This is a genomic window from Ekhidna algicida, assembly GCF_051379705.1.
In the GTDB taxonomy this organism is placed as follows: Bacteria; Bacteroidota; Bacteroidia; order Cytophagales; family Cyclobacteriaceae; genus Ekhidna.
In genome coordinates, this window is the sequence record NZ_CP179868.1 from 1,772,804 (window position 1) to 1,793,183 (window position 20,380).

Here is a 20,380-nt window from a genome sequence, read left to right on the forward strand (position 1 = left end):
AGTGGAAGTATAACTTTGAAAGCATGCTGAAATCGTACTTTGATAAGAAGAAAGTTGAAGCTGGATGTGATGAAGCAGGTCGTGGGTGTCTTGCGGGTCCAGTAGTTGCTGCAGCCGTAATTCTTCCAAAGAAGTACAAGCATAAGACATTGAATGACTCTAAGCAGCTTTCGGAAAAACAACGTGTAGAAATAAAGAAAGACATAATCAATGATGCGATTGCATGGGGTGTTGGTATTGCTTCTCCTGAAGAGATTGATAACATTAACATTTTAAATGCAAGCTATCTGGCGATGGAAAGGGCCGTTGAAAAATTACAAGTAACTCCGGAATTACTACTGATCGACGGCAACAGATTCAAAACTTCCAGTGATATATCTTTTGAATGTATCGTAAAAGGTGATGCTAAATTTCTCTCCATTGCGGCCGCTTCTATTCTTGCCAAAACTTATCGAGATGATTTGATGCGACTGTTGGCGTTGGATTTTCCGGGTTATGGCTGGGATACGAATGTTGGCTATCCAACACGGGCACACAGGGATGGACTCAAGGAAATGGGTTCTACGCCTCACCATCGGATGAGTTTTCAGTTGCTGCCAAGTCAGCTGGAATTATTTCCTGATTAAACTCCGAGTGTAGAGGAGATTTTATCTCGATCCAAGGGTTTCTCGAGCATAGAAGTAACTAAAGGGTTTTCATCCGCTTTTCTCTGATCGGAAGGGTCAATTGAAGAAGTGAGGACATATACTTGCTTGCCCCAGTTTTCTATTTGTGGCAGTACATCTAGAAATTCCCATCCATTCATGACAGGCATATTTAGGTCAAGAAAAATAATATCTACGCTTTGGCCTTTGAGGAAATTGATGGCTTCTTCTCCATTCATTGCTTTGAAGATCTCCACATGGTCACGTTCCTTTTTTATTGCTAGCTCTGCTAGTGTAAGGAAAATAGGATCATCATCAACGAGCAATATTTTGTTCAAATCATGCATTAAAATACACTTTGAAGGTTGTCCCTTGGTTAATTTCGCTTTCTACTTCAATGCGACCATTTATTGCTTCTACTTGTTGTTTGGTCATATATAGTCCCATGCCGTGCCCACTCTCTTCATCAGCATGAAACCTTGACCCAAGTTGAAACATTTTGTTTCCGTATCGATCCAAGTCGATACCTCTTCCATGGTCGGCCACCGTTAAAAGTACTTCTTTTGATTGTTTTTTTGCACAAATTTTGATTTTTCGTCGATCCTCGGTTACGCCATACTTCATTGCATTGGTAATCAGGTTGTGCAAAATGCTTTGTAGATATGCGGGCAAAATTCGGAGTGTGAGATCATCAGGAATATCAACTTCTAGTTCTATTTTCTTCTCGGTAGCAGATTTACGATTGAGGAGCATAATGTCATTTATCACCTCCTTCAAATTAATTTCTTCCTTTTCTAACATCGAAATATCTTTCTCAAAATTGAGAAGGTCATTGATCGCATCAATGGCCAGATTCAATTTCAATGCTGTTGCTTTAAGCATATCAAAATATTCCTTATTCCCCGGATCATCTTCGATGATGGTGAGCAGACCTACAAGATTTGCTACTGAGGATCGAAAGTTGTGAGAGGTGATGTATGAAAAGTCTTTAAGTCGCTGATTTTGCTCAATAGTCTTATTAAAAAGCTTGTGCAGTTCCCTTTCATTCTGCGTTCTGATCCTGATATTTACCAGCATCTCAGAGAACAATTCCAGAAGAATGATTTCTTTTTCGGTTGCTTTGTGCTTCTTTTTCACCCAATCGAATCCCACAAACCCGACACATTCTTTGGCATGAATCATTGGCATTGTCATCAAGCTATGGATGCTTTGATCTTTAAGTAGTTGCTTGAAGTCTTCTTTTTGGACTTTGTCTACATCGTCTACTACCAATGGGTTGCCTTTGAGATGTGCATTTACTAGCTCTGGCATTATCTCCAGCGGAAGGTTTTGATTGTTTTGAATCTCTGGCTCTATATCTTTTCCACACCATTCGTAGGTATTGCTACAAATGCCTTTTTCCAAATTGAAATCGAACACGTATGAGCGATCTGCTCCTACAAACTCTCCGAGTTCTTTCAAAGAATCGTTGATGGCCTGTTCCACTTCCGCGAGTGGCAGATCAATGTATTTTGTTGACAGATTGATCAATATACGCTGCATTTCAGCGTGTCTCATCAGCGCTTGTTCGGCTTCCTTTTCTTTGCTGATATTCCGTATGGCTCCATCAAAATACACTTTGCCATCTACGCCCTTTACCGTGATGGAATTCAGATAGCCCCAGAACGTGCTTCCGTCCTTCTTCCTAAATTCTACTTCCTTATTCTCTATAGAACCTTTCTCGATGACTTCATTACCCACTTCGCTTCTTTGAGAGGGATTTTTATATAAATCCGATGGATCCAAATCCATGATCTCCTCCATTGATTCATACCCGAACATCTTTACAAACTCATCATTCACGTAGATGATGCCCATCTCGTTTTCACTTCGATAGATTGCTTCATTGATATTCTTGTTGATACTTTCCAGTAGCTGTTCTCTGTGTCGAATTCTATCTAAAAATTCTCTCTCCTTCGTCACATCTCTTATTGCACCATCCCAAAAGACAGTCCCATTTTCATCCTTGTGCATAATCGTACTTACCAACCCTACAAATTCTGTATTATCTTTTCTGAGAAAGACCACTTCTTCATTTTCATACGAGTGATCTGCATTTAATTTTGTTATTAACCTTGTTCGATCTCGTGGATCCTTGTACATTTTGGAAATAGCGCTGCTTAACACCTCCTGATCCGAGGAGTATCCAAACATCTTCACAAATGCATTATTGACATAAATGAGTCCGTCTTTATCGCTCCGAAAGACGGCTTCACTGATATTCTGGTTTACGGATTCCAGAAGTTGATTAAAATCCATATGCGTGGGACACGTTAGCTGGCTGCCCTGGTTAATTTTTTGAAGATAACAATCAGTTTTTTATCATTATAAAATTACCAATCACTTTTATTTCTTCATTGTTAATCTTAAAAATAGGATACCTGTCATAATTTAATATTCCCCAGGCATCATTTTTGGAAACCAATACCCGGTCTCCTAAGTCTTTTAAATGATCGTAAAATGGTCTGAAAATGAAACTGCCGTCTTCATTACTCAATCCGAATTGATCATTATTATCCTGCACAAGATAATTACCTGTGCCCAATCGGCGAATGGATTTCCAGTTTAGTTCCAAAACTTCATCGCCATTTATATCGATTAGTCCGTATTTTTCATTTCGCTGCACAATACTTCGATCATTGATAAACGCTGTAACGTGATCGTAATATGGCTGTATTTTGATCTCCTCGGCTTTGTTTATAAAACCCCACCTTTCTCTCAACTTGACAGGCGCCAATCCTCCATTAAATGATTGCGCATCATCATACCTATTGCTTATTCTTAACCGCCCTTCTAGATCTATAAAACCCCATCTATCTTCTTTTTTAACAGCAAAATAATTATCGCCATAACCACCAACTTCCTGATACTGTTCGCCAAGTGGAAGAACTGTCCCTCCGCTTTCACTCATGATTTCAATGTATTGATTACTTCTGAGTTCGAAATATTCTGACCACATTCGAATTTCGTCGTAGTGAGGCCTTACCAATAGCTCACCATATTCCGTCATCAATCCTAGCTTCAAACTATCTCCTTCTATGAGAATGAGATTACCAATCTTTGATAAGGGTTTAGCTATAGTTTTATATAAAGGCTTCCCATCATAGAAAATAGTATATCCCTTGCCCCTTCGTCCAATAATTACACCTCCTATTGATTTGACTTCATTGTACTCTGAACGTACAACCCATTCCTCGCTATCATTGAGTATTCCCCACCTGTTTAGGTAAGAAACCAAGTAGATACTTTCTGAAGTATGGATACTGTCGTATTTGTATGTCGCCTGTTTTTTGGCATTGATATCCAAAATGCCCCAATGATTATTTCTCTTGGCTAAAAATTGATTTTCAAGCCCAGGACCGACAGCTTGCAAAGGCAGTCTGTTTATTTTATTTCCTTCCTGATCGATGAGATGCCATCCTTTAGAATCCTGACATCCATAATGATTGGAGATAGTGTGTATTGAATCATAACCTGTAATCAAGGTCTTACCTTGATCGCTAAGTACCGCCCACTTTCTGGATTTTGAGTTTTGAACGATAAGTTGATTCCCCGACACCTCCTTCAAAATGAGCTCATGATTATTCAGGAGCGTATTATTGCTAAGAAGTAAATGATGCGATCCATTTAAATAAGCGATTAACATTCCATTGGTAGAAACGGTCAATGAATCACAACGCCATTTCATCAGTACGGTATCTTCCTGATATATGGTCCACTCAGGAAATTGTATAGGCGAAATTCTATCTTCCTTTAAACTAAAATTTTTGAACTCAAATGGGTGTATCTCGTTTCCCCGCTCCGACAGGAAAGCAGCATAACCATCTCGAAATGCAACAAAACCCTTTTGATAATTGATGGAATCAAGATCTAGTTGCACTGCCTGTCCATCATTGAGGTACATGTCCAATTTTTGACCGAATTGCTTACCTATAAATAGTGCTCGATTCTCATCCACAGCTGCATATTTTGCAGGAATGATCAATCTGTTTTCATAGGAAACAACTCCGAATTGCTGACCTACTTTACTAAATACACTCACTAACCAATTTGCCCCAAGCGGTTCAATGGAAAAATAGTTGAAGCTGACTATGGTCCTTCCTTTCTCATCTAATATTCCATGAAAAAGATGATTGCTGAATTTTCCTTTTATTGAAGCTTTAAAATGGATGTTTGATATCGGTTCTATTGTATAGAACTTTTGCCCAGTAAGTGCTTTATTCCTAACCGTGATTAAGCCCCAGAGATTGTCTCTCCGAAAACCAATTAGGCCGTTGTGTACTTTGGTAGATCCATTAGACCATCCTAGCTTTTCATAGACGGCAGGAACGGTTACATTGCCAATCTCATCTTTAATACCAAAGTATCCATCCTTTTCGAAAACGATGAATTCCTCTGCTTTCAAAGAAAACGAGCTAATAAAAAATAAGATGAATATGAAGTTCCGCATAGTCCCGCAAACAAATATACGGCGGGTTATTTCTTTTCTAAATCTGCGGATTCGAGGTTGAATAAATCATTAAGCACCCCAACCAATGTTTCCGCTTCCCCACGCTTACATGCCGCCTTCAATTGAAGCACCGGCAATTTGATTACTTTCTGGATCATGTTTTTTGTCACAACCTCCAGTAATTCCATTTCCTCGTCTGATATTTTCTTGTGTCGTGCGAGTTCTTCCTTTCTAATTTGATTCAATGCACTTTTTAAGCGCTGAATGGTAGGCGAAACTCCCATTTCACTTTTCCAGGAAGTAAAGTTCGCAAGCTCTTCTTCAATAATGATCGCTGCATCAGGGACAGCCTTTTCTCTAAGCTTTCGTGCCTTCACCGTTCGCTCGGTCAGCTGGTCCACGTTGTAAAGAGACATTCCCGGAAATTTTTCCAAATCTGAACTCATGCTTCTCGGCACTGACAAATCAATCAATAATTTGTGATTCACTTCTGATCCAAAGTCTGCTGCTGAAATAATTGGTGTCGATGTAGCAACTGCCGAAATAATAACATCATTATTGCCTAATACCTGCCTCAGGTCTGTAAAATCACATACAGAAATATTTTCTCCATCAGCAAGCTTTTCAGCTTTAGATTTAGTTCTATTAACTAATGTAATAGCAACGTCTTCTCGGCTAAGATTCTCAAGGACGTTTTGCCCTATCTCTCCAAGTCCAATTAAGGCTATTCGAGGATTTTCGATATTTCCTACAAACCCTTTAATCAAATCAACAGCAACAGAGGCAACCGAAGCTGTCCCATCTTGTAAACTGGTTTCTTGAACTACTCGCTTATTTGCATAAAAGATGGTGTGCATCAGACGATGCAAGTGCGGTCCCGCTAGATTCAAGTCAGCGCTCTGCTGATAAGCTCTTTTTACTTGATTGCTAATTTGAATATCGCCAAGCACCTGGGATTCTAATCCAAGAGACACATTGAATAAGTGTCTTGATGCCGAAACACTATCATAGATGTTAAAGTAGTCTGCTAGTTGTGCACTTGTCAACGATTTGAAAGAGGCAATCAATCGAAGAATATCTGATTCCTGATTTTCCTGTGAAGTAAAATAGAGCTCAGTTCGATTGCAAGTAGAAACCAAAAGTGCCTCCTCTATCGCAAATGCCTGCTTAAGCTTGATCAAAAACTGACCAGCCTCCGCTTCACTAAAAGCTACTTTCTCTCGCACCTCAATTGGCGCATTCTTGTATGATAGTACTAAAGCCTTAAATCCTTCCATCTCAATCAAATAGGATGGCAAAAATAACAGCGCCTTGCGTATATTGGTTGTGATAAAAATCAGCTATTTCTTATTTAGAATCATTTTAAATAATGTTAAAGTATTTCACTAATGCCATTTCAAGCGCCATAGGCTTCACTAAGACAGAATCACGCGGTACGCTGGTTCTGATATTAATCATTTTTTTAGCTGTAATTGTCATGCGCACGAGCATCTCTTCGCTACAAAACCAACGCGTAATTACCTCAGACAGCTCTGCTATCGAGTGGGTGAATTCGGTTCAAGCTTCTTATGATCTCAAAGAAGTCGCTGAAGTAAAATTTGATAAGAGTGTTTATTTCCCAACCAGGAACAAGTTTAAGAAGTCCAAAAATCGGAATGTTAAAAAAGCCTCTTTAGAAGTAAAAGAATCTAAAAAAATTTCCATCAAAGATCTGAATGTAGCAACAGGCGAAGAATTGCGCATTGTGAGAGGAATAGGGCCAGCTTACTCAGAGCGCATTATAAAATATCGAGATTTGCTGGGTGGTTTTTCAGATACTACACAACTAACGGAAGTATATGGGTTGAATCCTGAGATTGTCAGTGCGGTGTTGAAACAATTTCAAATTAAATCTGAGGTCATACCAATAGATATTAATTCAGACTCCATCAAAGTCCTGGCTCGCCATCCATACATATCCTATGACCTGGCTCGCATCATCATCAATTATCGAAAAGAACATGGAGATATCCAGTCCGCTGCAGATCTTCAGAAAATAATGGCTCTTGATGAATCGACTTTCTTAAGATTAAAGCCATATTTGGAATGAGTTCATGCAGAAAATTCTCAAGTCATATTTAAGGCGATTAAGCAATCTTTCCGGCAACAATAGATCACTGTTGCTTCTTCGATTGCTGAAAGATCAATTCATAGATGTTCATGATTTTGACTATTCTGAGAATGAAGCAAGTTTTGAAATCATTAAAAAATTAATTGAGCAAAAGAAGAGAATCACACTGTGTAGCGAAATTGATAGCCGAAACAAATCAGCAAATGAGCTTAGTAAACGCTTAAAGAAAATTAAGCGTGTTGAGAAGTTCATTTTCGAAGAAAGAGGAGCGAAGGATTTATACATAGGTTGGCCATTTATCAAAGGAAAATTTGCAGATGAAACTCTAGTCAGATGTCCCTTACTCTTCTTCCCTGTATCTATTGAGAAAGAAGGCAATGAATGGTTTTTATCCCGAAGAGATGATGTGAATATCACGCTCAATAAGACCTTCCTGCTCGCATATGCATATTACAATCAAACAACACTTGATGAGGAGCTGATCGAAACAGTGATTGATGATTATGACCGTGATGCCACTGTTTTCCGAACCCAGCTTTATGAACTTCTAAAAAAGAGTGGAGTTGAAGTCAACTTCAATCAGGAAAACTTCGCGGATGAATTAAAAAACTTCCCTGACCTTAAAAGGACTCAGCTGGAATCCGTTGAGAAAATAGGTGCCTTGAAAATGTTTCCTCAGGCAGTCTTAGGTATTTTCCCCCAATCAGGTTCCTATTTAGTTCCTGATTATGTGAAGCTTTTGGAAGATCAGAAAGAAACTGATTTGGAGGAATTTTTCGTAAAAAAGGTTAGACAAGAAAATGAAAATCAACTAGCACTTTTTGACCGGGTAAATGAAGAAAATACATTCACTCCATTTCCTTTAGATGCCTATCAAGAGCATGCGTTAAAGGAAATTAAAAAAGGAAATTCACTGGTGGTGCAAGGGCCTCCTGGAACAGGGAAATCCCAATTGATCAGCAATCTGATATGTGATTTCATTGCTCGTGGAAAAAACGTTTTGCTTGTTTGTCAGAAGAAAGCCGCCCTGGATGTTGTTTATCAACGGCTCAGGGAAAAAGAAATGCATGACTTTGTGGCACTTGTTCATGACTTTAAAAATGACAGAAAACCAATCTACGAGCAAATTGATCTACAAATAGAATCAGTTGAGGTCTATCAAAAGAAGAACAACAGCCTGGATGCTATTCAACTGGAGAGAGGTTTTCTCCAAGCTAGTCGCAGAATAGATCAAATTGTGGAAGAGCTTGAGGAGTTTAGAGAAGCGCTCTTCGATGAGGAAGAGTGTGGCAAATCTGCCAAGGAACTTTACCTAACGAGCAGCCCGGATATGCCAAGCTTTAGCATGAATCTGGAATATCGATCTTTTCATTATCACGACTTACCTGACACTCAGCGCAAGTTTAAAACCTACCTTGAATATTTTGATAAGTTTGAAAAAAGGACACACTTCTGGGCCAAAGGACCCTCTTTCGCTTCTTTCCAAACCAGCGACCTTGTTCAGATTAAAAATGTAATCCACGGAGTACCGGCATTCAATGACATGCTAATTACGACCTCTAAAGACTTTGGCTCTCGCCCGGTTGACTTTGAGACAGCAGAATATTTATCTAATAAGCTACCAGAGTTGATTGAGCTTTTGGAAGGGTTGAAAGAAGGAGTTGTATTTAAGGTGTATCAGCAGCTACATGCAGTTAAACCAACCAAAGACTTAAACTGGCTCTCTCAAACCGAGCGCACCATGATGGCTTGCTTTCGGGGTGTTGGTTTAGAAAACACCCTCAAAGCTGAAAATCTGGGACGTTTTCAGGAGGTTTTAAGATCGGCTATGCGAGCTAGAAAAAACCCATTTAGCTGGCTCAAGTGGGTACTTTTTTCGAAAGAAAAAATATTTCTGAAGCGTGTGATGGTGGCTAATGATCTGAAAAGCAACAAAAGAGGCTTTAACGTTCTCGTGGAGCGAATCGACAATCGACTCAACTTTGAGCATTCCTTATCGCTAATTCAGGATAACTCATGGCTACATAATTTCCCTTCGAGCTTTCGCAAAATAGACCTTCAGGATTGGTTCTATTGGCAAAAGATGGGGCTAAACATGTTTGCAGTAGCTCAAACCATTCGAGCACTTACAGAATATCTGAATGTTGGTAAGCTAGAACATAAGAGCTACCACGAGCGCCTTGATGAACTTATCTCGTTGGTTCAGAAAGTCCCACAACAACTCGCTTTGTGGAGCAGATATATAAATATTCATCAGATAAGGGCTATAATCCTCAGGAAGGAAGATCCACAAAAATTAGAGAAGATTTTGAAGAAGGATTTTGATGCAATCTGTGAATACCACAGGCTAAAATCCAGCCTTACCTCGGAGGAATCAAAAGTGCTGGATGAGGTAAATAGCAATAGTGCAGGATCAATTGAAGAGCGACTAGAGCTATTCAAGAATAGCCTTTCACTGGCCTGGATTGATCACATTGAATCCAAATTTCCAGACCTTAGAAATGTGGCTTCCGGAAAGCTCGATTCACTTACTACAGAACTTCGAGAACAGATAGAGGCCAAGCGTGAGGCGAGCAAGGAAATTTTGCTTCTAAAATCACGTGAAAAAACCTATGAAGACATAGAATACAATCGATTGAAAAATCGTGTCACCTACAGAGATCTTCAGCATCAGGTGACCAAAAAGCGTCGAATTTGGCCAATTAGAAAGGTAATATCAGAATTTGCTGACGAGCTGTTTACGCTTCTTCCATGCTGGATGTGTTCCCCGGAAAGTGCTTCTGCGATTTTTCCGATGCGTGAAAATTTTGACTTGGTCATTTTCGATGAAGCTTCACAATGCTTTGCCGAGCGAGGAATTCCAGCAATGTATCGAGGAAGGCAGATCGTTGTAGCTGGAGACAGCATGCAACTTCAACCTAGCGACTTGTATCGGGTTCGGTGGGATGATGAGGAAGATGACAGTCCAGAATTGGCCATAGATTCTCTTTTGGATTTGACTAAACACTACTTACCTGAAGTTAGCCTGGCCGGACATTACCGAAGCAAATCTCTGGAACTAATAGACTTCTCTAATGAACATTTTTATAAAAGCAAACTCCGTTTACTTCCTGACTATAGCTATGTAAACAATGACGAACCGGCTATCAATTTTATCCAAACAGAGGGTGTTTGGGACGATGGTGTAAATGAGATAGAAGCCCGTGAAGTGGTTAATTCCGCACTAGAACTATTGAATAAAACTCCAGAAAAGGATATTGGAATTGTCACTTTTAACTATCGACAACAAGGCCTGATCCTTGATCTTTTGGAGGAGGAAGCATCCATCAAAAAAATACTAATTCCGGATTCCCTATTTGTAAAAAATATAGAAAACGTGCAGGGCGACGAACGTGACATCATCATTTTTAGCATTGGCTATGCGCCTGACAAAAAAGGGAAAGTAAAGCTGCAGTTTGGCAGTCTAAATGCTCAGGGTGGAGAAAATAGACTGAATGTGGCGGTCACTCGTGCGAGAGAAAAAGTTCTTATTGTCAGTAGTATCCTGCCACAACAGCTGAAAACAGATGATACCAAAAACGAAGGCCCAAAACTCCTGAAAAAATATCTTGAGTATGCGTGGGAGGTCAGCAATAGGAAGTGGACGCCTCATATTCCTGAATATGAGGAACACCATGTAGATTGGTTTTTAAGGAATAGGATTCAAGAAAAGTCTTTTCATGAGTTTGAAGAATTTGCTCTTGCCAAAGAGCTTCCATTTGCCGATCTATCTGTCAAAAAAGGAAAAACATATACAGGCCTTATCCTGACAGATGATGAAAGATATCATCAGGCTTTGTCACCCAAGCAGATTTATGCTTACCAACACTTTCATCTAATTATGAAAAACTGGCCACATATTCGATTCCATAGTCGGGAGTTTTGGATTGATGTGGATGCTGCAAAAGAGAAAATGAGAAGGTTTTTATATTCCAACTAGCCCATTTGATTTAATCGGTATTCACCGTGTTTCCAGCATTCTCTAAAGTCCCTTTATCCGTCACTCCTTGACCTGTAGGAGGAGCTGGTGAGGATTGTTGCAAATTTATTGTTCCATTAGATAATGGTGGATTTAGACTTACCATTCTTGCTAGAATATAATTCACAGTTGCGCTACTAAAACCATTGCCATTAAAGGACAGGCTATTGTCACTTATAGTAGATATGGCATCTATGTTCAAATCAGTCAGAGTTGAATTTTGAAAAATACCGAAATCAGTTCCGGCGTCCTCAAGACTACCTAAGTCTACACTTGTAAGTGAATTGTTCCCTGATACTCCAAAAAAATCCACATTAATTAGGTTAGGTATGTTAATATGGTCCAAAATAGCATTGTTGGAAATACTGATTACGGAAGCGGTTGTTAAATCATTTGCAACCAAACCTAAAAGGCTATTATTGGTTTGCAATGTAAACTCCTGTATGGATTCGAGTTGACTGATATTAATCGACTCAAGGAGCTGAGACTGGTAAATAAAAACAGAGTTTACCGTTTCCAAGTTTTCCATAGCTATTGAAGAAACAAAGAAATTGTTGTGGATTTCAACATCTCCAGCTGAGACAACATTAGGAAGATTTAAGTCCTCTAAGGATTCATTGTTGGAAACATGAAAATCTCCAATAATCCCAAGCCAATCAAGGCCAACTTCTTCTATTAGAGGATTATTCATTATCTCCAGAGAACCTACTTCAGCTTGACCATTCATACCAAACATCAAATTGATACTCAATAAGGTATTCGAGACAATAACTGCCGAACCAATCGTATTTAATTTTGGAGCAGAAACTTCCAAATCATTGGAGTTATCGCGTAATTCCATCATCTCTATTTCAACAAGCTCAGGAAGATTTAAACTCAAATCGATCGTTTCTAAAACTTGCAGCATTCCAATTTTTTCTAAACTATTTAGCTCAAGCTCTGAAGCAGTGTTTCCCGTCAATTCCAGGCTTACATTTATGTTTTGAAGTGCGTTCATTTTAACTTTTGTTGAGTCGGAATCATCGGCATCTCCGGTGATTGATACTTTATCATTTACTATCATGAGATTAGGGAGATCCAAAGTCCCTAAAGCTTTGTTTCCCTCCACTACCAGTTCAACCAAGCTTTCTACCTGAGGAATCTCTAAACTTGTCAACTGAGTTGTGTTTTTGATGATTATCAGCTGGGTATTTTCGCCCACTTCAGTATCTACTTTTGCCTGAGCTTCTTCGTTTGTAATATCTCCAGTAATAACCAGGTAAGTCTGGCCTTCATCAGCCAGCGATTCACCGTCACAGACGTAGGATACACTTTGCACTTCATCGGCCTCAAGCGTTCCACTCAAATTCACATCTATTCCCGTTTCAATCCTCAATCCACCTGTTGCACAATTATCTCCAGCTGGTTCATCCGATACATTAACCAGAGTGGATTGACCATCTAAACCATCTGTACCATCATCTGAACAGGAAAAACTTAATGAAACAAGAAAAAGAATAAGAAGTGAGTATTTGAAATTCATAGCAAACGGTAGTTAATATTAATCGCAATGTATTAATATTAGATGAAAAAATATAACTTATTTAAGTTATGTGAAAACTAACGCATGCTTGAAATAAGAAGTTCTTATAATTAAACATGAAAAAGCATCACTTGGCCTTTGCCAGTTTGCTTGGCTTTGCACTTTTGTGGTGCTACTGCCTACTCTTGCCAGTTTCAGAGCTTTTTGCTTTGATTACTTTCAGTGTCATATACCTTGGAACACTAAGTATACTGATGCCAATTGCTCTCTTCAACAGAAGCTTAAATAGGGATAGTAAGATTGGTTGGCTTGTATTCGGGCTGATTCTTACTCCTGTTCTTCCTTTGATTTTCTACTTTAAGTATCAAGGTGAAATTCAACGGATTATCGAGACATCCAACAAGAAAATGAAGAGTGGCTCTAAATCATTGAGCGAATTCGACTCTCGCTCCGACTGATAGAATAAACGGCAATGTATCCCTTCGCATATACTGCTCAAATGAAAGTGAGTATTGTCCTTCGCTTTCAAATTTGTGATTTTCTACAAGAGCAAATGAGTGATCAAAAAGATCACCAAGCCCACTTCCGTTTGGCTCGCCTGTTTTCGGATCAAAAAGATCAACCTGTTTTAGCTCCTGTAGCAGGATGCCACCTGTGGAGTCATGAAGCGTATACTGAAAATATAGGTTGTAGAAGGGATATGATGAAGCATTCCTGAATGTGCCAAGCAGGTTATAAGATTTTGTTGTGTCCTGGATTTTAAAGTCAAAAGTCTGGATAGAATCCAGGTGCCAAAAGGCTTCTTCTAAGTCATTATAATCCTCATAGACTCTGCTGGAATCACACGAGGTTAGCATCACAAATGCCGCAAGAATTAAGCAGTTCTTCATATTAAGAATTTTCAGACTTTTTGTGTTGGGGCTTTTTCCCTCTGTATTTATTTCGTTTCTTTTTATTCTTCTTGCCCTTTCCGCTGAACTTTTTGTCCATCGCTTCCAGGTCACTATTAATAGATGTGGCTTCTAACTCATCGATCTCAATCTCGTTTTCGGAAAGCGAAGATGGCTTCTTGCCCTTTTTGTTCATTGCCTGAATCTCTTTGACCCGCTGGACATCCACCGCATGCCAGTTATTGTCATCGTCATACCCAAACCACATGATCTTTCTGAAGATATCTGTTTTCTGAAGTCTGGCACTACCTCGCTGAGTTTTTAGAGATTCTTCCACTTCGGGAATATCCTGAAGCGCTTCCATGTAGGTATCTAGCTCATAATTGAGACAACACTTTAGCCTTCCACATTGCCCGGATAGCTTGCTTGGATTCAGTGATAAGTTCTGATATCTGGCTGCTGATGTCGAAACATTCTTGAAGTCAGTAAGCCAGGTAGAGCAGCACAATTCTCGGCCGCAAACTCCCAGTCCACCAATACGACCAGCTTCCTGCCGAACGCTTATTTGTCGCATCTCCACACGAATCCTGAATTCTCCAGCCAGCATTTTTATTAGCTCTCTAAAATCAACTCGTCCATCAGCCGAGTAAAAGAAGGTCGCTTTTGTTCCGTCAGCCTGAAACTCCACATCTGTAAGTTTCATCTCGAGTTTGGTTTGCTGAATAATCTCTTTGGTACGATACATTACGGATTCTTCTTTATTCCGCACCTCGTCCCATCGCTCCAAATCTCTTGAAGTGGCTTTGCGATAAATTTCCCTTACTCCATCATCATCCGGGATGCCCTTCTTGGACATTTGCAATCTGACTAATTCACCTTGAAGTGATATATATCCGATGTGGTGTCCATTTGGCACGTCCACCACTACCGGGTCGCCGGTTACTGCATCCAGCTTCTTAGCATTTCTGAAGAATTCTTTTCTGCCGTTTTTGAATCGAACTTCAACTATATCGAACCTATGCATAGCAGGTACATCCATATTTGACAGCCAGTCAAACACGTTGAGTTTATTGCAACCTCCTGTGCTACAATGGCCGTTATTTTGACACCCGGCTGAACCCCCTGTACCGCAACTTGCGCATCCCATAGTTCTGTAATCTAATTGATATCTTCAGGAATTTTGAACTTGGTTTGATGATTCCTACTGACCTAACTCTTTCAGATCAAAACCGATATCTTCCCGGTATCGCTTTCCTTCCCAATTTATCTCCTGACCACCAGCATATGATTTACTAAGAGCTTCGCCCAAGTTTTTGCCCAAACCCGTTAATGCAATGACACGACCTCCGTCAGTTATTAGCTTTCCATCTTGCATTTTGGTTCCCGCATGAAATGGGAGCACCGTATTGATATTACCAATGGTGATTTCATGACCTTTTTCGTAAAATTCAGGATACCCTCTGCTAACGTACATCACTGTCGAAGCTGTAAATCTCTCATATTCGATTTCTGTATCAATCAGATTTTTGTTGGCCGCTGCAATTAGCAACTCAAGAAAATCTGATTTTATTCTGGGCATTACCACTTCGGTCTCCGGGTCTCCCATTCTAACATTATATTCAATGACATATGGGTCACCGCCTACATTGATCAGACCAAAGAAGATGAAACCACAGTAGTCGATTTTTTCCTTTTTAAGTCCATCGATAGTTGGCTTGATGATGGTATTATTTACTCGTTCCTTAAAAGCTCTATCCGCAAATACGACAGGCGAAACAGCACCCATTCCTCCGGTATTCAAACCTGTATCTCGATCTCCTATTCTTTTGTAGTCTTTTGCTTCAGGCAAGATTCGATAATCTTTCCCATCTGTCACAACAAAGAATGAAACTTCTATTCCTTTTAGGAACTGTTCAAGTAATACCTTCTCGCTGGCGGCTCCAAATTTCTTATCCTCAATTAAATTCCGAAGTGACTTTCGGGCCTCTTCCAACTCTTCTGTAATGATTACTCCTTTACCACCGGCTAATCCATCCGCTTTTAAAACATACGGTGGGTCCAGACGCTCCATGTACTTGATGGTTTCTTCCAGATTGTCTTGTGTCACTGTCCTTGCATCTGCCGTAGGAATGCCATATTTTTTCATGAATTCCTTGGCATACTCTTTACTCCCTTCAAGCTTAGCTCCTTTCGCTGTAGGACCAATGATCATCAGTTTTTTGAACGCCTTAATCTTCCTGAGATGATCCACAATTCCGTCAACTAATGGATCTTCCGGGCCTATAATTAACATTTCAATATCGTATTCTTTCAAGGCGCTCTCTACCTTTTCGAAATTCTTGGGATCGATATCCAGATTGGTGCCCACGCTATGAGTTCCTCCGTTTCCGGGCGCAATAAAAATTTTGCTGCACTTTGGGCTTTGTTTGACCTTCCAGGCGAGAGCATGTTCCCTTCCACCGGAACCGAGTATTAAGATATTCATGGATGTGGTTTATTTAACTGGTGGCTAAGTTCTTGGTATTCGTTGGTTTTTCAAAGCGATAACAGACGTTAATCAATGAGCATATTCAGACATAAACTTCACCCTCATCAGTCGCACTTCATCTTCAGAATAGTATTCCCCCAATTCTTCCATTGCTACTTTAAGCTCGTCAGTTTCAGCGTTTAGGAAATAGTCGTAAATATCATCTTGTCGATCATCATCAAGAAGCTGATCGATGTAGTAGTCTATGTTTAGCTTGGTGCCAGAGTAACAGATATTTTCAACCTCAGCAATAACCTCCTCATACTTCATTCCCCGAGCTTCTGCGATTTCTTCAAAGTCCATCTTTTGATCAATGTGCTGAATGATGTAGATCTTGTTTTTAGACTTGGTGCCAGAAGTTTTTATCAGAACATCAGACGCCGTAATAATGTCATGTTCTTCAATATAATCTTCAATCATTTGAAGAAATGGCTCACCAAATTTCTTGGCCTTGCTTTCTCCTACTCCCACTATCTGCTTAAGGTCATCCATTGTGGTTGGATACACCGTACACATCTCCTCCATAGACGGATCGCTGAAGATAACATAAGGAGGAATGTCTTCTTGATGGGCAATGTCTTTTCGGAGCTTCTTCAACATTGCGAAAAGCGTCTTATCGTAGGCGCTCACATTTACAGGAGCTTTATCCATATCATCTTCATTGTCACCATCGGCGGTAAACTCATGATCCTTGGTGAGCATGTGAGAGAAAGGAGATTCCAGGAATTTCTTACCCTTGGTGGAGACCTTGAACACAGCCGGATTTTCTATATCCTTCTTCAAAAATTCATGCAGTAGTGTTTGCCGAATTACAGATCTCCAGAAATTTTCATCATCACTTATGGATTCCCCCTTTCCAAAAGCGTCGAGCTTATCATGATCATAGCTCTTGACATGTTGGGTTGGCTTACCAATAAGCAATGATGCTAAGTGGTTCATATCAAATCGCTCATTGGTTTGAATCACGGCTTCAATTACAAGTTTGATAATTTCTTTGCCTTCAAACTTCTCTTTGGGATGAACGCAGTTATCACATTGGCCGCAGTTTTCTTCAGTGAATTCTTCACCGAAATAGTGAAGAAGCTGTTTTCTTCGGCAAATGGCAGAATCTGCGTAAGAGGCCATTTCTTCAAGAAGAAAACGGGCATTTTCACGTTCTGTAACAGCTTTATCCTTGTTGAATTTCTCCAACTTCAGGATATCATTGTAGGAATAAAACATGAGACAGTCGCTGCTGATCCCATCTCTTCCCGCTCTACCTGTCTCCTGATAGTATCCTTCTATTGATTTTGGCGCATCATAGTGCACTACAAAACGCACATCTGGTTTATCAATCCCCATTCCAAAAGCGATTGTGGCTACAATCACATCGATATCCTCGTTTAAGAATCCGTCCTGGTTTTTCATCCGTTCTTTGGATTCCATACCCGCATGATAGGGAGCAGCATTAATATCATTTACTCTCAAAAACTCAGCAATCTCTGCAACTTTTTTGCGGCTTAAGCAATAAATAATCCCACTTGCGCCTTTATGGCTTTTAATAAATTTTATGAGTTGCTTTTTCGCGTTTTGTTTGGGCCTAACTTCATAATATAGGTTCGTTCTATTGAAAGATGACTTGAAAAGCATCGCCTCATCCATTGACAGGTTTTTCTGGATGTCCAGCTGCACCTTTGGCGTAGCAGTAGCTGTCAATGCAATCATTGGGATATCTCCCAGTTTTGCAATAATGTCTTTAATTCTTCTATACTCAGGTCTGAAGTCATGACCCCACTCTGATATACAGTGAGCTTCATCGATTGCCACAAATGATATTGTGGCTTGTTTAAGAAATTCAACATTCTCCTCTTTGGTCAACGACTCTGGAGCCACATATAAGAGTTTCACAAGGCCTGAGATCGTATCCTTTTTTACTCTATTACTTTCAGATTTTGTAAGGGTTGAATTCAAAAAACGAGCATGAACACCTACTGCGTTCATCTGATCTACTTGATTTTTCATCAGAGCGATCAGAGGAGAAATAACAATGGCTGTCCCATCTTGTACGATTGCAGGTAACTGGTAACACAATGACTTACCAGCTCCAGTTGGCATAATTACAAACGTATTATTGCCATCCAGAATATTTGCGATAATATCCTCTTGCTTACCTCGGAATTTGTCATAACCAAAAACCCTTTTGAGGCTTTCCTTAAGACTCACTTCAGCAGTTGTCTCCATCTCCCAGATTGATGTAAAGTAAAAAGTTAATCAAAACGATGATCGCAAGCAAATTGTCTTTTCAGACGGATGCGTTCTCTTAACGCTAGGGGAATGAGCTATATTTGCGACAGTTGTTTCTAACGCGAATTTCTCACAAAATCTTATGACTACAAATATTTATGTTGTGATTATGGCCGGTGGTAGCGGCACACGCTTTTGGCCCTACAGTCGTGACGCAAAACCTAAACAGTTTTTAGATGTATTGGGAACAGGGAGGTCTTTGCTCCAGATGACTTTTGATCGCTTCTGCGAAATCACAACACCAGATAAAATCTGGGTTGTTTCGAATGAGAAGTATGAACAATTGATCCATGACCAATTACCCGAGCTGGAAAGCCATCAGGTGCTTTTAGAGACAGAAAAGAGAAATACTGCTCCATGCATTGCGTATGCTTCTTATAAGATAATGAAAAGGGATCCCAATGCAGTTTTGGTGGTTAGCCCTTCTGATCATGCGATTTTTAAGGAAAAGGAATTTCAAGAGGTTATTAGCACGTCGGTGGAGAGTGCTTCTTCAGAAGACAAGCTTATTACGATTGGCATTAGACCGAATAGACCTGAGACTGGATATGGGTACATTCAGTACATAAGTGCCCCTGGAGTGCCTGTGAAGAAAGTGAAAACTTTTACCGAAAAGCCAAAGGCAGATTTAGCAGCAAAATTTATTGAGAGTGGTGATTTTTTATGGAATTCCGGAATTTTCATATGGTCCATTGACTCGATCATTAAGGCTTTTGAAAAACATGAAGAAGAAATTGCGAGCTTGTTTGCCGCTGGCCTAAACGAGTATTATACAGATTCGGAGCAAGCCTTTATCAAAAAGGTATATGGTCAGTGTAAAAATATTTCCATTGACTATGCGATTATGGAAAAGGCTGAAAATGTATATGTAGTACCCGGAGAATTTGGCTGGTCAGATTTAGGTTCATGGAATGCCTTGCATGAAATAAAAGAAAAAGATGCTGACGACAATGTCGTTGAAGGTTCCGTAATGACATACGATTCCAAAGACAACTACATCAAAGGGAAAAAAGAAAAGATTACGGTCATTCAAGGCTGTGAAGGATTCTTAATTGCAGATTTTGATGACGTTCTGCTTGTCTGTAAAAAAGAAGACTCATCTCTTTTCAGAGATTTTATCACGGATGTAAAAGCTGAAAAAGGAGAAAAGTTTGTCTAAGCGAGTCGCTGCCTTTGCACTTCATAAAGTGCCATGCCTGCTGCAACTCCTACATTGAGCGATTCTATTGAGCCGGACATTGGGATTTTTGCTATCTCATTTGAAAGTTCCATCAACTCATTTGAAATGCCACGTTCCTCGGAGCCCATTATAACCGCAGTGGGTGTTGTAAAATCTATTTGATCAAGTGTCTTTTTGGCCTTTTCTGAGCACGCAATAATAGTGATGCCAGATTCTTGCAAGAATCTGGCTGCATCCATCAGGCTCTGTTCTCTACAAACTGGCAAATAATTAAATGCTCCTGCAGAGGTCTTTACCGCATCTTCATTTATCTGAGCTCCTCCTCTTGAAGGGATAACGATGCAGTGAACACCCAAACATTCTGCAGTGCGGGCTATTGCTCCAAAATTTCTTATATCTGTAATTTCATCAAGCATCAAAATCAAAGGGTTCTTGCCTTCTTCATATAGCTGTGGCACCAGGTGTTCAAGAGTATGGTATTGAACAGGTGATATTAGAGCTACCACCCCTTGATGATTTTTTGTTGTGAACTTATTGATCCGCTCTGAAGGAACTTTTGATATAGGAGTAGAGGTCTGATGAAGCTCTTGCATGAGCTCCCTATACAGGTCGCCTTTAAGGCTTTTTTGCACAAAAACTCGCTCTAGGTGTTGGCCTGATTTAACTGCCTCAATAACGGTACGGATTCCGTAAATAATATCAGATTTCTTATTCATC

The 20,380-nt window shown here is 39.9% G+C and carries 15 protein-coding genes; 5 read left to right on the forward strand and 10 right to left on the reverse strand.

Going from position 1 to position 20,380, the window contains the following annotated elements; translation table 11 throughout:
• Positions 1–23: 23 nt before the first annotated feature.
• Positions 24–626 (forward strand): ribonuclease HII, encoded by a 603-nt coding sequence (locus ACL8WY_RS07735; RefSeq protein WP_436517859.1) that lies wholly within the window; start codon positions 24–26, stop codon positions 624–626.
• On the opposite strand, the gene ACL8WY_RS07740 is transcribed toward ACL8WY_RS07735, so the two are convergent.
• The 4 genes from ACL8WY_RS07740 to hemA form a co-directional block, all read right to left on the reverse strand.
• The gene (locus ACL8WY_RS07740; RefSeq protein WP_436517860.1) at positions 623–991 is read right to left on the reverse strand and encodes a response regulator; all 369 of its coding nucleotides are present in this window, start codon (positions 989–991) and stop codon (positions 623–625) included. The genes ACL8WY_RS07735 and ACL8WY_RS07740 overlap by 4 nt on opposite strands.
• A complete protein-coding gene (locus tag ACL8WY_RS07745) occupies positions 984–2,942 on the reverse strand; it encodes a PAS domain-containing protein (protein ID WP_436517861.1) in 1,959 nt (652 codons plus the stop codon). The genes ACL8WY_RS07740 and ACL8WY_RS07745 overlap by 8 nt, the downstream gene beginning before the upstream one ends.
• A 52-nt stretch (positions 2,943–2,994) precedes the next feature.
• Positions 2,995–5,088, reverse strand: coding sequence for a WG repeat-containing protein (locus ACL8WY_RS07750; RefSeq protein WP_436517862.1), 2,094 nt, complete (start codon positions 5,086–5,088; stop codon positions 2,995–2,997).
• Positions 5,089–5,159: 71 nt separating this feature from the next.
• Positions 5,160–6,410 carry a glutamyl-tRNA reductase gene (hemA, locus tag ACL8WY_RS07755; RefSeq protein ID WP_436517863.1) on the reverse strand — a complete coding sequence of 417 codons (1,251 nt, stop codon included), beginning with the start codon at positions 6,408–6,410 and terminating at the stop codon, positions 5,160–5,162.
• A gap of 92 nt (positions 6,411–6,502) precedes the next feature.
• On the opposite strand from hemA, the gene ACL8WY_RS07760 reads away from it, so the two are divergent.
• On the forward strand, positions 6,503–7,222 hold the full coding sequence (locus tag ACL8WY_RS07760) for a ComEA family DNA-binding protein (RefSeq protein ID WP_436517864.1): 720 nt from the start codon (positions 6,503–6,505) through the stop codon (positions 7,220–7,222).
• A 4-nt stretch (positions 7,223–7,226) separates the two neighbouring features.
• The gene (locus tag ACL8WY_RS07765; protein ID WP_436517865.1) at positions 7,227–11,222 is read left to right on the forward strand and encodes an AAA domain-containing protein; all 3,996 of its coding nucleotides are present in this window, start codon (positions 7,227–7,229) and stop codon (positions 11,220–11,222) included.
• Between the two features lie 10 nt (positions 11,223–11,232).
• Here the strand turns inward: ACL8WY_RS07765 and ACL8WY_RS07770 are convergent, their stop codons facing one another.
• Positions 11,233–12,783 carry a DUF7151 family protein gene (locus tag ACL8WY_RS07770; RefSeq protein WP_436517866.1) on the reverse strand — a complete coding sequence of 517 codons (1,551 nt, stop codon included), beginning with the start codon at positions 12,781–12,783 and terminating at the stop codon, positions 11,233–11,235.
• Positions 12,784–12,899: 116 nt separating this feature from the next.
• On the opposite strand from ACL8WY_RS07770, the gene ACL8WY_RS07775 reads away from it, so the two are divergent.
• Entirely contained in the window at positions 12,900–13,241 is a 342-nt protein-coding gene (locus tag ACL8WY_RS07775) for a hypothetical protein (RefSeq protein ID WP_436517867.1), read from the forward strand.
• On the opposite strand, the gene ACL8WY_RS07780 is transcribed toward ACL8WY_RS07775, so the two are convergent.
• The 4 genes from ACL8WY_RS07780 to recQ all read right to left on the reverse strand — a co-directional run bounded on the left by ACL8WY_RS07780 (position 13,209) and on the right by recQ (position 18,420).
• Positions 13,209–13,673, reverse strand: coding sequence for a gliding motility lipoprotein GldH (locus ACL8WY_RS07780; protein ID WP_436517868.1), 465 nt, complete (start codon positions 13,671–13,673; stop codon positions 13,209–13,211). The genes ACL8WY_RS07775 and ACL8WY_RS07780 overlap by 33 nt on opposite strands.
• Position 13,674: 1 nt before the next feature.
• A complete protein-coding gene (locus tag ACL8WY_RS07785) occupies positions 13,675–14,712 on the reverse strand; it encodes a PSP1 domain-containing protein (RefSeq protein ID WP_436517869.1) in 1,038 nt (345 codons plus the stop codon).
• A 162-nt stretch (positions 14,713–14,874) separates the two neighbouring features.
• Positions 14,875–16,158: a phosphoribosylamine--glycine ligase gene (purD, locus tag ACL8WY_RS07790; RefSeq protein WP_436517870.1), complete on the reverse strand. Its 1,284-nt coding sequence runs from the start codon at positions 16,156–16,158 to the stop codon at positions 14,875–14,877.
• Between the two features lie 72 nt (positions 16,159–16,230).
• The gene (recQ, locus tag ACL8WY_RS07795) at positions 16,231–18,420 is read right to left on the reverse strand and encodes a DNA helicase RecQ (protein WP_436517871.1); all 2,190 of its coding nucleotides are present in this window, start codon (positions 18,418–18,420) and stop codon (positions 16,231–16,233) included.
• A gap of 145 nt (positions 18,421–18,565) precedes the next feature.
• Between recQ and ACL8WY_RS07800 the strand changes: the two genes are divergently transcribed.
• Entirely contained in the window at positions 18,566–19,642 is a 1,077-nt protein-coding gene (locus ACL8WY_RS07800) for a mannose-1-phosphate guanylyltransferase (protein ID WP_436517872.1), read from the forward strand.
• Here the strand turns inward: ACL8WY_RS07800 and rlmB are convergent.
• A complete protein-coding gene (gene rlmB, locus ACL8WY_RS07805; RefSeq protein WP_436517873.1) occupies positions 19,639–20,379 on the reverse strand; it encodes a 23S rRNA (guanosine(2251)-2'-O)-methyltransferase RlmB in 741 nt (246 codons plus the stop codon). The two genes, ACL8WY_RS07800 and rlmB, sit on opposite strands and share 4 nt — an antisense overlap.
• Between the last annotated feature and the right edge of the window lies 1 nt (position 20,380).